The sequence below is a fragment of the Citrobacter sp. Marseille-Q5395 genome (assembly GCF_947057495.1).
Taxonomy (GTDB): Bacteria; Pseudomonadota; Gammaproteobacteria; order Enterobacterales; family Enterobacteriaceae; genus Citrobacter; species Citrobacter murliniae.
Genome location: NZ_CAMSEL010000037.1, coordinates 1 through 12,826, shown reverse-complemented (window position 1 = coordinate 12,826; position 12,826 = coordinate 1). Strand labels below are relative to the sequence as shown.

General features: G+C 51.3%; 10 protein-coding genes and 6 pseudogenes. 10 read left to right on the top strand and 6 right to left on the bottom strand.

The window, feature by feature from the left end; translation table 11 throughout:
• The first annotated feature begins 819 nt into the window (after positions 1–819).
• From OH663_RS25100 to fghA, 5 genes are all read left to right on the top strand, one after another.
• Positions 820–1,517 (top strand): IS1 family transposase gene (locus tag OH663_RS25100; RefSeq protein WP_223479951.1). Its coding sequence is split into 2 segments (ribosomal slippage): positions 820–1,069 and positions 1,069–1,517, totalling 699 coding nucleotides; the frame shifts between segments, so codons are not numbered across the junction.
• A gap of 113 nt (positions 1,518–1,630) precedes the next feature.
• On the top strand, positions 1,631–1,906 hold the full coding sequence (gene frmR, locus OH663_RS25095) for a formaldehyde-responsive transcriptional repressor FrmR (protein WP_017384071.1): 276 nt from the start codon (positions 1,631–1,633) through the stop codon (positions 1,904–1,906).
• A 34-nt stretch (positions 1,907–1,940) separates the two neighbouring features.
• Positions 1,941–3,050: an S-(hydroxymethyl)glutathione dehydrogenase gene (gene frmA / locus OH663_RS25090; protein ID WP_017384070.1), complete on the top strand. Its 1,110-nt coding sequence runs from the start codon at positions 1,941–1,943 to the stop codon at positions 3,048–3,050.
• A 43-nt stretch (positions 3,051–3,093) separates the two neighbouring features.
• Positions 3,094–3,492 (top strand): VOC family protein, encoded by a 399-nt coding sequence (locus tag OH663_RS25085; RefSeq protein WP_012561111.1) that lies wholly within the window; start codon positions 3,094–3,096, stop codon positions 3,490–3,492.
• Between the two features lie 64 nt (positions 3,493–3,556).
• Positions 3,557–4,393, top strand: a complete 837-nt coding sequence (gene fghA, locus OH663_RS25080; RefSeq protein WP_012561110.1) for an S-formylglutathione hydrolase — start codon at positions 3,557–3,559, stop codon at positions 4,391–4,393.
• Positions 4,394–4,420: 27 nt separating this feature from the next.
• Here the strand turns inward: fghA and OH663_RS25075 are convergent.
• The 4 genes and pseudogenes from OH663_RS25075 to OH663_RS25060 all read right to left on the bottom strand — a co-directional run.
• Positions 4,421–4,573 (bottom strand): annotated as a pseudogene (locus OH663_RS25075) (recombinase family protein); the annotation flags it as partial.
• A gap of 114 nt (positions 4,574–4,687) precedes the next feature.
• Positions 4,688–4,964 (bottom strand): annotated as a pseudogene (locus OH663_RS25070) (IS3 family transposase); the annotation flags it as partial.
• Between the two features lie 16 nt (positions 4,965–4,980).
• The gene (locus tag OH663_RS25065) at positions 4,981–6,057 is read right to left on the bottom strand and encodes an IS110 family RNA-guided transposase (protein ID WP_000227969.1); all 1,077 of its coding nucleotides are present in this window, start codon (positions 6,055–6,057) and stop codon (positions 4,981–4,983) included.
• 272 nt (positions 6,058–6,329) lie between these two features.
• Positions 6,330–7,198 (bottom strand): annotated as a pseudogene (locus tag OH663_RS25060) (IS3 family transposase); the annotation flags it as partial.
• An 81-nt stretch (positions 7,199–7,279) separates the two neighbouring features.
• On the opposite strand from OH663_RS25060, the pseudogene OH663_RS25055 reads away from it, so the two are divergent.
• The 3 genes and pseudogenes from OH663_RS25055 to tnpC form a co-directional block, all read left to right on the top strand.
• Positions 7,280–7,600, top strand: a pseudogene (locus OH663_RS25055) (IS66-like element accessory protein TnpA); the annotation flags it as partial.
• Positions 7,597–7,947, top strand: a complete 351-nt coding sequence (gene tnpB / locus OH663_RS25050) for an IS66 family insertion sequence element accessory protein TnpB (RefSeq protein ID WP_016151369.1) — start codon at positions 7,597–7,599, stop codon at positions 7,945–7,947. The pseudogene OH663_RS25055 and the gene tnpB, both read left to right, overlap by 4 nt.
• A gap of 30 nt (positions 7,948–7,977) precedes the next feature.
• A pseudogene (gene tnpC / locus OH663_RS25045) lies at positions 7,978–9,570 on the top strand (IS66 family transposase).
• Between the two features lie 199 nt (positions 9,571–9,769).
• Here the strand turns inward: tnpC and OH663_RS25040 are convergent.
• A pseudogene (locus tag OH663_RS25040) lies at positions 9,770–10,054 on the bottom strand (copper-binding protein); the annotation flags it as partial.
• A 56-nt stretch (positions 10,055–10,110) separates the two neighbouring features.
• Entirely contained in the window at positions 10,111–11,079 is a 969-nt protein-coding gene (locus tag OH663_RS25035; protein ID WP_022649395.1) for an IS5-like element IS903B family transposase, read from the bottom strand.
• A 153-nt stretch (positions 11,080–11,232) separates the two neighbouring features.
• Between OH663_RS25035 and rclA the strand changes: the two genes are divergently transcribed.
• Complete coding sequence (gene rclA / locus OH663_RS25030; RefSeq protein WP_007896426.1) at positions 11,233–12,558, top strand: reactive chlorine resistance oxidoreductase RclA; 1,326 nt, start codon at positions 11,233–11,235, stop codon at positions 12,556–12,558.
• A gap of 177 nt (positions 12,559–12,735) precedes the next feature.
• The coding region (locus tag OH663_RS25025; protein WP_304481747.1) for an IS1 family transposase at positions 12,736–12,826 on the top strand (91 nt) is incomplete at its 3' end.

The following is a 12,826-nucleotide window of genomic DNA, read 5'->3' as shown; positions in this document are numbered from 1 at the left end:
GGAGGTTCATCAGGCGCGGAACTCATCAAGGCGCGGGAATAAAATCCCATTCAGACGCCGGATAGATTCAAGCAAGCCAACTTGTCGTCAAAATCGGTGTTGCAAAAACGGGAGTGACCATAGATTCCGTTTTCTGAGACGTCCCCTTGTTGTGACCACTCCGACCGCGCACAAAAGCCTCTGAGCCGCTTTTAGCGGAATATGGCTTTGCAGGGTGAAGGGATGGATAGGCGATCCCTTTCGATCCCTCACTGGTATCGGCGGCTAACCCTCGGTGCTACCTGTCATTTCATCCTGCCGCCTTACATGCGCTAACGCGCATAAATCCCCGTTCCTCAGTGGAACGAAAACTCACGCTAACAGGGTAGTGACCGGGTAGCCACGATAACTGCCAACAAAATTAGCTTATAGGTTAATTCTACCTGTCAACGCAAAGCAGAAACGGCACCTTCTTTGCGAGACAGAAATGACCTGTGATTGCCTGGCCGATTTATGGCAGCTAAGTGCGAGAAGCGGATATAGCGAATTCGCCATTGTACGGGATTAGCAGGTTTACTGAAGCAACCTGCGATGGCGTTATGGCAATAGTCAGTCCCCTGTCCAGTCGGCATAGGTGGCCACCTCGTCACCGCCGGGGATAAACTGATTGAAGCCTCCGCGCAAAATCACTTATTCTTTTCCGTTAATAAAATGCAGGAGCAAAGTCATGACTGGCGAAATTCGTGGGCGAGGCAGGCCACGAAAAACAGAGAGTACCTATACAGGGTAAGGGTGCCAACTTACTGATTTAGTGTATGATGGTGTTTTTGAGGTGCTCCAGTGGCTTCTGTTTCTATCAGCTGTCCCTCCTGTTCAGCTACTGAAGGCGTGGTGCGTAACGGTAAAAGTACTGCCGGACATCAGCGCTATCTCTGCTCTCACTGCCGTAAAACATGGCAGCTACAGTTCACTTACATCGCCTCTCAGCCCGGTACACACCAGAAAATTATTGATATGGCCATGAATGGCGTCGGATGTCGCGCCAGTGCACGCATTATGGGCGTTGGCCTCAACACGATTTTACGACACTTAAAAAACTCAGGCCGCAGTCGGTAAACTCACGCATACAACCGGGCAGTGACGTTATTGTTTGCGCGGAAATGGACGAACAGTGGGGTTACGTCGGCGCTAAATCACGCCAGCGCTGGTTGTTTTACGCGTATGACAGGATACGGAGGACGGTTGTGGCGCACGTATTCGGTGAACGCACGTTGGTCACGCTGGAGCGTCTTCTGGGCCTGCTGTCGGCCTTTGAGGTCGTGGTATGGATGACGGATGGCTGGCCGCTTTATGAATCACGCCTGAAGGGAGAACTGCACGTTATCAGCAAGCGATATACGCAGCGCATTGAGCGGCATAACCTGAATCTGAGGCAGCATCTGGCAAGGCTGGGCAGGAAGTCACTGTCTTTCTCAAAATCGGTGGAGCTGCATGACAAAGTCATCGGGCATTATCTGAACATAAAACACTATCAGTAAGTTGGAGTCATTACCGGTGCTCTGATATATTTATTATACTATAGTGGGGTATGTGTTGATCTTAATGTAATACTCCCCTATAGTATAAGAAATACAGAGCAGTGAGGTAAGCAATGCCCAGTACTCCTGAAGAGAAAAAAAAGGTCCTAACCCGGGTTCGCCGTATCCGGGGTCAGATTGATGCTCTGGAAAGAGCACTTGAAAGTGGCGCTGAATGCCGTTCCGTTCTCCAGCAAATCGCCGCCGTCCGGGGCGCCGCTAACGGACTGATGGCAGAGGTGCTGGAGAGCCACATACGGGAAACCTTTGACCAGAATGACAGCTACAGTCATGAAGTCAGTAAATCAGTTGACGATACGATTGAGCTGGTTCGTGCCTATCTTAAATAGGTGAGGCCATTATTACATTGAGGATATATTACGTATGAAATCACGTGCCGCTGTTGCATTTGCACCAGGGAAGCCCCTGGAGATTGTTGAAATTGATGTTGCTCCGCCTAAAAAAGGCGAGGTGCTGATTAAAAACACCCACACAGGTGTCTGCCATACCGATGCCTTTACCCTCTCAGGGAATGACCCTGAGGGCGTTTTCCCGGTGGTTCTCGGCCACGAGGGAGCCGGTATCGTCGTTGAAGTTGGTGAAGGCGTCACCAGTGTGAAGCCGGGTGACCATGTTATTCCGCTCTACACCGCTGAATGCGGGGAGTGTGAATTCTGCCAGTCCGGTAAAACGAACCTCTGTGTATCGGTTCGCGAGACTCAGGGCAAAGGACTGATGCCTGACGGGACCACTCGCTTTTCATACAACGGTCAGCCTCTTTACCACTACATGGGATGTTCCACATTCAGTGAATACACCGTTGTGGCCGAGGTTTCTCTGGCAAAAATTAACCCGGAGGCGAACCATGAACACGTCTGCCTGTTGGGTTGTGGCGTGACTACCGGTATTGGCGCCGTCCATAACACGGCTAAAGTGCAGCCGGGCGATTCAGTTGCCATTTTTGGTCTGGGGGCAATTGGTCTGGCTGCGGTACAGGGGGCCCGTCAGGCAAAAGCGGGACGTATTATCGCTATCGATACTAATCCGACAAAATTTGACCTGGCCCGTCAGTTCGGGGCCACTGACTGCATTAACCCGAATGATTATGACAAACCGATTAAAGATGTTCTGCTGGATATCAACAAGTGGGGTATTGACCATACCTTTGAATGTATCGGTAACGTTAACGTCATGCGTGCAGCGCTGGAAAGTGCTCACCGTGGGTGGGGGCAGTCCGTTGTCATTGGTGTCGCAGGGGCCGGACAGGAGATTTCCACCCGTCCTTTCCAGCTGGTCACCGGGCGCGTATGGAAAGGTTCCGCGTTTGGCGGAGTAAAAGGCCGCACTCAGCTCCCCGGTATGGTCGAGGATGCCATGAAGGGGGATATTGACCTTGAGCCATTTGTAACCCATACGATGACACTGGATGAAATCAATGACGCCTTCGAGCTTATGCATGAAGGCAAATCTATCCGGACAGTGATTCATTACTGATCCCATCAGAATTTTAATCAACTCAAACTGAAGGAAGTGGAAAATGACAACTCCGGTAATTTCTGGTGACGGCATCTTTTCTCATGTGTTCATTGGCGCAGCCGATGTCGAGAAATCCTCCGCATTTTACGATGTCGTCCTGGGCACGCTTGGTATCAATAACCTCGGCCCGTTTGGCAACGGCTGGGTACTCTATGGCCGCGAAAAGCCGGCATTTATCATTGCCCGTCCGGGCAACGGTGAAGCACCTTCCGCTAACGGGGTGACTGTCGGCTTCGCTGCTGCCACCCCGGAAGAGGTTGATGCTTTCCATGCTGCCGGCCTTGCCGCCGGTGGAGCTGATGAAGGTCAACCTGGCCCGCGTGGTCACCTTCCCGGGGCCTATGCTGCCTACCTGCGGGATCCGGCGGGTAACAAAATCACGGCGTATACGTTTATCTGACGTCCGGATTTAAAGATACTTCCCCTGGCTTCGGTCAGGGGAAATAACCATGAGATAACGGCTGATGGAACTCATTGAGCAGCATGCCAGCTCTGGCGGCTGGCAAAACGTGTACCGGCATTATTCACAATCCCTTAATTGTGAAATGAATTTCGGTGTGTATCTTCCTCCCAAAGCAGTAACAGAAAAACTGCCGGTACTATACTGGTTGTCGGGCCTGACCTGTACTGAGCAGAATTTCATCACCAAATCAGGTATGCAGCATTATGCAGCCCGGCATAACGTCATCGTTGTTGTCCCGGATACCAGTCCCCGGGGTAATAATGTCCCGGATGCCGACAGTTACGATCTTGGCCAGGGGGCCGGTTTTTATCTGAACGCGACGGAACAGCCGTGGAATGTTCATTACAGGATGTATGACTATATTCTCAGAGAGCTTCCGGATGTCGTCATGAATCATTTTCCTGCAACGGCAAGAAAATCTATATCCGGTCATTCTATGGGAGGGCTGGGTGCTCTGGTGCTGGCTCTGCGAAATCCTGGTGAATATGTGAGCGTATCAGCATTTTCCCCGATAGTATCGCCTTCTCAGGTGCCATGGGGGCAACAGGCATTTAGCGCTTACCTGGGTGAAAACAGAAAAACGTGGGAAGCCTACGATCCAGTCAGCCTCATTTTACAGGGTGAAAAATTACCAGAAATCTTCATTGATCAGGGGCTGAGTGACGCCTTTTATGAAGAGCAACTGCGCACCAAAATCCTTGAGAGAGTATGCAATGAGATGAACCTCAATGCGTCGTTCCGATATCATACTGGATACGACCACAGCTATTATTTCATTTCCAGCTTTATTGGTGAGCACATTGCTTACCATGCCAACAGGCTCAGGCTGTCAGCATGAGTTGATTTCCAGCCTCAGAAAATGTGCTTAATTTTCAGGCCTGAACAGGGCCTGAACCCTGCAGACCTGAGATGTACTGTAACTGGTGGCTTCAGCAGTTTCTCTTATGCTCAGTTTCTTGACCTGTCGGTAATACAGAACTTTCTTATGTCGTTCCTGATCGGCCTGTTTGCCCCGGTGAATAGCCACGGATAATCTAGACACTTCCGAGCCGTTGATGGACTGACCCCGCCCCGGTAGACGATCCTGCCCTATAGTTTGGACTGACCCCACGCCTGTAGACAAATCCTGTCCTCACGACGAGGCCTGTTCGAAGGCCTCCGGACTGACGCCGCCGAGGTGGCTGTGGCGCCGGGACCGGTTATAGAAGACTTCAATGTAATCGAAGATCCGCCCGGGCCAGATCCCTGGTTTTATATATGCGTTTTCTGATCCGTTCTTTTTTCAGCGAACTGAAGAACGATTCGGCCACCGCATTATCCCAGCAGTTGCCACGCCGGCTCATGCTCGGCGCCAGGTTATTGGCCCGGTAGAAGCGCTGCCAGTCGTCACTGCCGTACTGGCTGCCCTGGACGCCCTTCTAAGAGTCAAGCTGTTATCGGGATACTGTTGATCCGCCTGTTTTGATTGCGCAGTAACGTGTAAACTTCGCGGGAGATATATCGCTTTAGACAGCGTATCGCTTCCATTTTTGTATGTCCTTCGGCTACACGCCTGGCGACATATTCCTTTGTTTTTGCGTCAGTTCGTAAGCGTCCGATGGCGATGATGTGAAGTGCACTATTTGCAGCACGATCTCCACCACGATTAAGTCGGTAACGGTTCGTTTTTCCAGAAGAAACGGGGACCGGGCTGACACCACACAGTGCCGCAAATCCTGATTCTGATCTTAACCGTTGAGGATTGTCTCCGGCAGTGATCAGCAACTGTGAAGCGCTTTCGTATCCGATAGCATTACGTTTAATCAGCTCAGGTGCCAACTCGTCGACAATTGCCGCAATCATGACATCCAGATCAGCGATTTCGTCATGTAACTCGAGATAGCGTCGGGCAAGGGACTTTAATGAAATGCGATAAACGTTGGTTACATTGCGGTATTCACTGGCATCAGGTCTCCAGGAACCCAGGGTCCTGATGAGCTGCATGCGCGTCATATTTCTGAGCTGTTCACGTAATTCATCCGGGGCAGAGATAATATTTGAATGGATAATCTGGAGAGCGACTCTGCGGGCTGATATTGCTGTTTTTCGGCAAGTTTTTAATACCCGCAGGGACTCAATCATGCCATCACGCGTTTTGGGAGTAACTGTCCTGATGCCTGAGAATGCTGCATGAGCGGCACATTCAGCATCAATTGTGTCACTTTTACCCCGTTTGCGTCGCTCCATCCGGTCTGGAGCAGTCACCTCAAGAACTTCTAACCCGGCGTTCTGAAAATAACGAAGCAAACCGGAACCATAGGTACCTGTGCACTCAACACCAATTCGCTTTAATGTCCCAAACGAGGTCATCCATGCCAGCATCTGCCGGTAACCTTGTCGTGTTGTGGAGAAATACTGAGTCCCAAGGACTTTATTGTTCTGATCTACGACAGCGGCAACGTGCAAATCTTTATGTGTATCCACGCCACCCACAACGGCAGCTTCGGTAACTTTATCAACCATGACAGAGCTCCTGTGAGGAAACAGAGTTGAATCTCCAGACAGATAACCTGGACAGGACAGTAACGAGACAAGCCGTCAGGCCCTTCTTGAGTCACGCGCATCGGTGAGGAGATGCCTCGCATGAAGGCGCTTCCGGCAACCGACGGGTCCAGGGCAGGACACAAAAGGTCGATCGCTGTGTGAGTCAGGATGCGGGAAGGTCTTCACTGCATCAGTAATCACACCAATCTGGTTAAACGGCAAACTAAGTGGTGGTAAAGACTGACATCGGCATTATTACTATCGCTGTGGAACATCACCCCGACGGGCTTACCACGGGTTTCCCATGCCATTTCCAGTGCTTTCATGGTGAGCCTGCTGTCCGGCGAGAACGACATGGCCCAGCCCACTGGTTTTCTTGCGAACAGGTCGAGAACAACGGCGAGGTACGCCCAGCGCTTACCCGTCCAGATATAGGTCACATCACCGCACCACACCTGATTTGGTTCCGTTACGGCGAACTGTCGCTCAAGATGATTCGGGATAGCAACGTGCTCATGACCGCCACGCTTATACCGGTGAGTCGGCTGCTGGCAACTGACCAGCCCCAGCTCTTTCATGAGTCTGCCAGCAAGCCAGCGCCCCATCTGGTAACCTCTCTGGGTTGCCATTGTGGCGATGCTTCTTGCTCCGGCAGAGCCGTGGCTGATGCCATGCAGTTCAAGTACCTGACTGCGTAATACAGCCCGTCTGCCGTCTGGCTTTTCAGGACGGTTTTTCCAGTATTTGTAGCTGCTGCGATGAACCCCGAACACATGGCAGAGAGTGGCCACAGGATAACGCGCCCTGAGTTTCCCGATTATCGAGAACTGTTCAGGGAGTCTGACATCAAGAGCGCGGTAGCCTTTTTTAATATTTCATTTTCCATTTCAATACGTTGTAGCTTTTTCCTGAGCTCACGGATTTCAATTTGTTCCGGGGTAATGGGGGAGGCTTTTGGTGTTTTGCCCTGCCGTTCATCACGTAATTGTTTCACCCATCGCGTCATTGTGGAAAGGCCGACATCCATAGCGCTGGCTGCATCTGCCACGGTGTAGTTCTGGTCAACGACCAGTTGAGCGGATTCGCGTTTAAACTCTGCGCTGAAATTTCTTTTTTTCATTATGACACCTGTGTTGTTCTGAGGTGAGCATATCACCTCTGTTCAGGTGGCCAAATTCAGTAAACCACTTCATATCAGCCTGGAGCCTGTGTTGCCCGGTTGGCGCGGGATAATGGAATTAATGACAATCTGCTGTTTACCTGGCGCCAGCGTTACAGACATCTTCTGCCCGATGAAATACAACGGTCAATCAGAGAGCAAGACTCTGTTATCCCCGTTGTCCTGCCTGATATGGTCCTGTCACACCATGCTGAGCCGCACTATGAACCCGCCGCTCCAGCCTGCCGCGAGGCCATGACATGCGAGGTGACTGTCGGCGGTGCCAGCCTGCGTCTGTCCGGGGATTTATCACCTGCACTTCTGAAAACGCTGATCCGCGAGCTGAGCGGGAGGAGCCGATGATACCCTTACCGTCAGGCACTCGTATCTGGCTGGTTGCCGGGGTCACCGATATGCGTAAGTCCTTCAATGGTCTGGGCGAACTGGTCCAGCATGTTCTTGATGACAATCCGTTCTCCGGCCACCTGTTTATCTTCCGTGGTCGTAAAGGTGACACCGTGAGGATCCTCTGGGCTGATGCTGACGGTCTGTGTCTGTTTACCAAACGTCTGGAAGAGGGACAGTTCGTCTGGCCTGCTGTACGCGACGGCAAAATCGCCATCACCCGCTCACAACTCGCCATGCTCCTCGATAAGCTGGACTGGCGGAAACCTAAAACTGCACGCCTTAACTCACTGACGATGTTGTAAAAAGCGCATGACCGCATTATAAATGGGGTCATGAGTCAGGACTATCTCGCCCGTATCGCTGCGCTGGAAGACGCGCTTCGCCAGAAAGACAGCCAGCTCAGTCTCGTTGCTGAGACTGAGTCGTTCCTGCGTTCAGCGCTGGCCCGCGCAGAAGAGAAAATAGAGAACGAAGAGCGTGAAATAGAACATCTGCGGGCTCAGATAGAAAAACTGCGCCGAATGCTGTTCGGTACCCGTTCAGAAAAGCTACGCCGGCAGGTCGAAGAAGCCGAAGCCCTGCTGAAACAGCAGGAGCAGCAAAGCGATCGTTACAACGGCCGGGACAATGATCAGCAGGTTCCGCGTCAGTTGCGCCAGTCCCGTCATCGTCGCCCGTTACCGGAACATCTTCCCCGCGAAATAAACAGACTGGAGCCAGCTGAAACCAGCTGTCCTGGTTGCGGTAGTGATATGGCCTATCTCAGCGAAGTCAGCGCGGAGCAACTGGAGCTGGTCTCCAGCGCCCTGAAAGTGATCCGCACGGTCAGGGTGAAAAAGGCCTGTACCCGATGCGACTGCGTCGTTGAAGCGCCAGCGCCCTCACGTCCTATCGACCGGGGCATCGCCGGGCCGGGTCTGCTGGCCCGCGTGTTAACGGCCAAATACTGTGAACACCTGCCGCTGTATCGCCAGTGCGAAATCTTTGCCCGTCAGGGTGTGGATCTGAGTCGTGCGCTGCTCTCCAACTGGGTGGATGCGTGCTGCCGGTTAATGGCCCCGCTGGATGAAGCCCTCTACCACTACGTGATGGACTGCCGCAAACTGCATACGGATGACACTCCGGTGCCCGTGCTGGCGCCGGGCAGAAAGAAGACGAAAACCGGGCGTATCTGGACATATGTCCGTGATAACAGAAGCGCGGGTTCATCAGATCCGCCAGCGGCATGGTTCGCCTTCTCACCGGACCGACAGGGGAAACACCCTCAGCAACATCTTCGGCACTATCATGGCGTGCTGCAGGCAGATGCCTTCGCAGGGTACGACAGGTTGTTCAGCGCAGAGCGTGAAGGTGGCCCGTTGACAGAAGCGGCATGCTGGGCTCATGCGCGGCGCAAAATCCATGACGTCTATATCAGCACCCGGACGGCCACAGCAGAGGAGGCTCTGAAGCGCATCAGTGAGTTATACGCGATAGAAGAGGAAATACGCGGCCTTCCGGCATCTCAGCGGCTGGCCGCCAGACGGTCCCGAAGTTAACCGTTGCTGATATCCCTGCATGACTGGTTGGTGGAGAAAAGTGCCACTCTGTCGAAAAAATCCCGGTTAGGCGAGGCGTTCGCTTATGCACTGAACCAGTGGGATGCCCTGTGTTACTACTGCGATGATGGTCTGGCAGAGCCGGATAATAACGCTGCTGAGCGCGCGCTACGAGCGGTCTGTCTGGGCAAGAAAAACTACATCTTCTTCGGCAGTGATCATGGTGGTGAACGTGGTGCCCTGCTGTATGGTCTGATCGGAACGTGCAGGCTGAACGGTATCGATCCAGAGGGTTACCTTCGCCATATCCTGAGCGTATTGCCGGAGTGGCCCATCAACAAAGTGGCCGAACTGCTGCCATGGAACGTAGATCTCACCAATAAATAGCCGTCAATACGGCGCTCACTTAACGCTTACGTTCACCTGAGGTGTTTTTGTAGTTATCTGGCGTTACGTGACAGTGTTGGTCAGATACTTCCACCTCTTCAGAGTTAAAGTTTGATATATGGGAAAAAAACGCTCCCGGACGGGAGCGTAAGCCAGTGACTTCGGCGTCAAATGAGGGTCTGACAAGTGGAGCTGCGGGTTAATTCTGGGTGATCTGGCTGCGATGCTTTTCAGCCTGCTGCTGATGAATAACGGAAGATAGACCATTATTCGCCTTCTCATGCACAACAGCGGCTTTCTCATGCTCGTTCATTTCGGAAAATGGCTTAGCAGTTTCTTGGGTGTTCTCAGGTTTGGATTTCATCATTTTTTTATGCATTTCAGCCATGTCCTGATGGGCAGCAGAATTGCCGTTTTGCATCATTTCATGGGACATTGCGGCCTGATCGTGACCGCTCATATCCATCATTTTCATGCTCTCCCCGGCTTTGTTGAATAAATCAGATTTCGGGTAAGTCTCCCCCGTAGCGGGTTGTGTTTTCAGGCAATACGCACGCTTTCAGGCATACCTGCTTTCGTCATTTTGTTCAGCGCTCGTACCAGGGCCATAGCCTCTGCAACCTGACCATCGTAGTCACGCAGTGTCAGTGAACCTCCGAACAGCTGTTTTACCCGGTACATCGCCGTTTCCGCTATCGAGCGACGGTTATAATCTGTTGTCCATTTCCACCGCGCATTACTCCCGGTCAGCCGCTGATTCGCAACAGCACGGTTACGGTCTGCATATTCACCGGGCCAGTAACCCGCGCCTTTTCGGGGCGGGATAAGCGCGCTGATTTTCTTACGCCGCAGTTCATCGTGACAGAGCCGGGTGTCGTAAGCGCCGTCTGCCGATGCTGCCCTGATTTTTCTGTGAGTCTGCCGGATAAGACCCGGGAAGGCTTCTGAGTCCGTCACATTGTTCAGCGACAGGTCTGCACAGATGATTTCATGTGTGTTGCTGTCAACTGCCAGATGCAACTTTCGCCAGATACGGCGGCGTTCCTGGCCATGTTTTTTGACTTTCCATTCGCCTTCACCAAAGACCTTCAGCCCGGTGGAATCAATCACCAGATGCGCGATTTCACCCCGGGTGGGCGTTTTGAAACTGACATTAACCGACTTTGCGCGCTTGCTGACACTGGTGTAATCCGGGCAGCGCAACGGAACATTCATCAGTGTAAAAATGGAATCAATAAAACCCTGTGCAGCCCGCAGGGTCAACCTGAACACGCGTTTAATGACCAGAACGGTGGTGATGGCGAGATCAGAATAGCGCTGAGGTCTTCCCCGTGATGAAGGCGTTGCCGACTCATACCAGGCCTGAATAGCTTCATCATCCAGCCAGAAAGTTATGGAGCCACGGTTGATGAGGGCTTTATTGTAGGTGGGCCAGTTGGTGATTTTGAACTTTTGCTTTGCCACGGAACGGTCTGCGTTGTCGGGAAGATGCGTGATCTGATCCTTCAACTCAGCAAAAGTTCGATTTATTCAACAAAGCCAAACAGAAGCCACTGGAGCACCTCAAAAACACCATCATACACTAAATCAGTAAGTTGGCAGCATCACCTTTTGCGTCTATAGTCATGATGTCAAATGAACGCGTTTCGACAGGAAATCATCATGAATAAATATCAGGCAGTTATTATTGGTTTTGGCAAGGCTGGAAAAACATTAGCCGTCACGCTGGCAAAAGCAGGTTGGCGTGTGGCTCTCATCGAACAATCAAATGCAATGTATGGCGGGACCTGTATTAATATCGGCTGTATCCCAACCAAAACATTGGTTCATGACGCACAGCAGCACACAGATTTTGTCCGTGCCATACAGCGTAAAAATGAAGTGGTTAATTTTTTACGTAATAAGAATTTTCATAATCTTGCGGATATGCCCAATATCGACGTGATCGACGGCCAGGCGGAGTTTATCAATAATCATAGCCTGCGTGTTCATCGGCCTGAGGGAAATTTGGAGATTCATGGCGAGAAAATTTTTATTAATACCGGTGCACAAGCCGTGGTTCCGCCAATTCCTGGAATTACCACCACGCCTGGTGTATATGACAGCACCGGATTACTTAATCTAAAAGAATTGCCTGGGCATTTAGGTATTTTGGGCGGCGGATATATTGGCGTTGAGTTCGCCTCTATGTTCGCTAATTTTGGCAGCAAAGTAACCATTTTAGAGGCAGCTTCGCTGTTTTTGCCTCGGGAAGATCGGGATATTGCTGATAATATCGCGACGATTTTACGCGATCAGGGCGTCGATATTATCCTCAATGCCCATGTGGAGCGAATCAGTCACCATGAAAATCAAGTGCAAGTGCATAGCGAGCACGCCCAACTGGCGGTGGATGCACTGTTAATAGCTTCCGGTCGTCAACCGGCTACCGCTTCGTTACATCCAGAAAATGCCGGTATCGCAGTAAACGAGCGCGGGGCAATTGTCGTTGACAAGCGATTACATACCACCGCAGACAATATTTGGGCGATGGGAGATGTTACCGGCGGGCTGCAATTTACTTACATATCACTGGATGATTACCGCATTGTACGTGATGAGTTACTGGGTGAAGGCAAACGTAGTACTGATGATCGGAAAAATGTGCCTTATTCCGTATTTATGACACCGCCCCTGTCCAGGGTTGGTATGACAGAAGAACAAGCCAGAGAGAGTGGTGCTGATATTCAGGTGGTGACATTGCCTGTAGCTGCAATTCCGCGCGCCAGAGTGATGAACGATACCCGTGGGGTATTAAAAGCGATTGTTGATAATAAAACCCAACGTATATTAGGAGCATCACTGCTGTGTATTGACTCCCACGAGATGATCAATATAGTGAAAATGGTGATGGATGCCGGGCTGCCTTATAGCATATTACGCGATCAGATATTTACTCATCCGTCGATGAGCGAATCACTCAATGATCTATTTTCATTAGTCAAATAAACTCAAAATCAGACGCCAGAACAAATATTCTGGCGTCTCAGAGAAAAGAATCTTATTAATTCTCTGTTACTCTATAACTTCTTAATCACTTCATTGATGGTATTTTATATGTTTAAAAAATCGGTGATGCTGCCAACTTAATGATTTAGTGTATGATGGTGTTTTTGAGGTGCTCCAGTGGCTTCTGTTTCTATCAGCTGTCCCTCCTGTTCAGCTACTGACGGGGTGGTGCGTAACGGCAAAAGCACCGCCGGACATCAGCGCTATC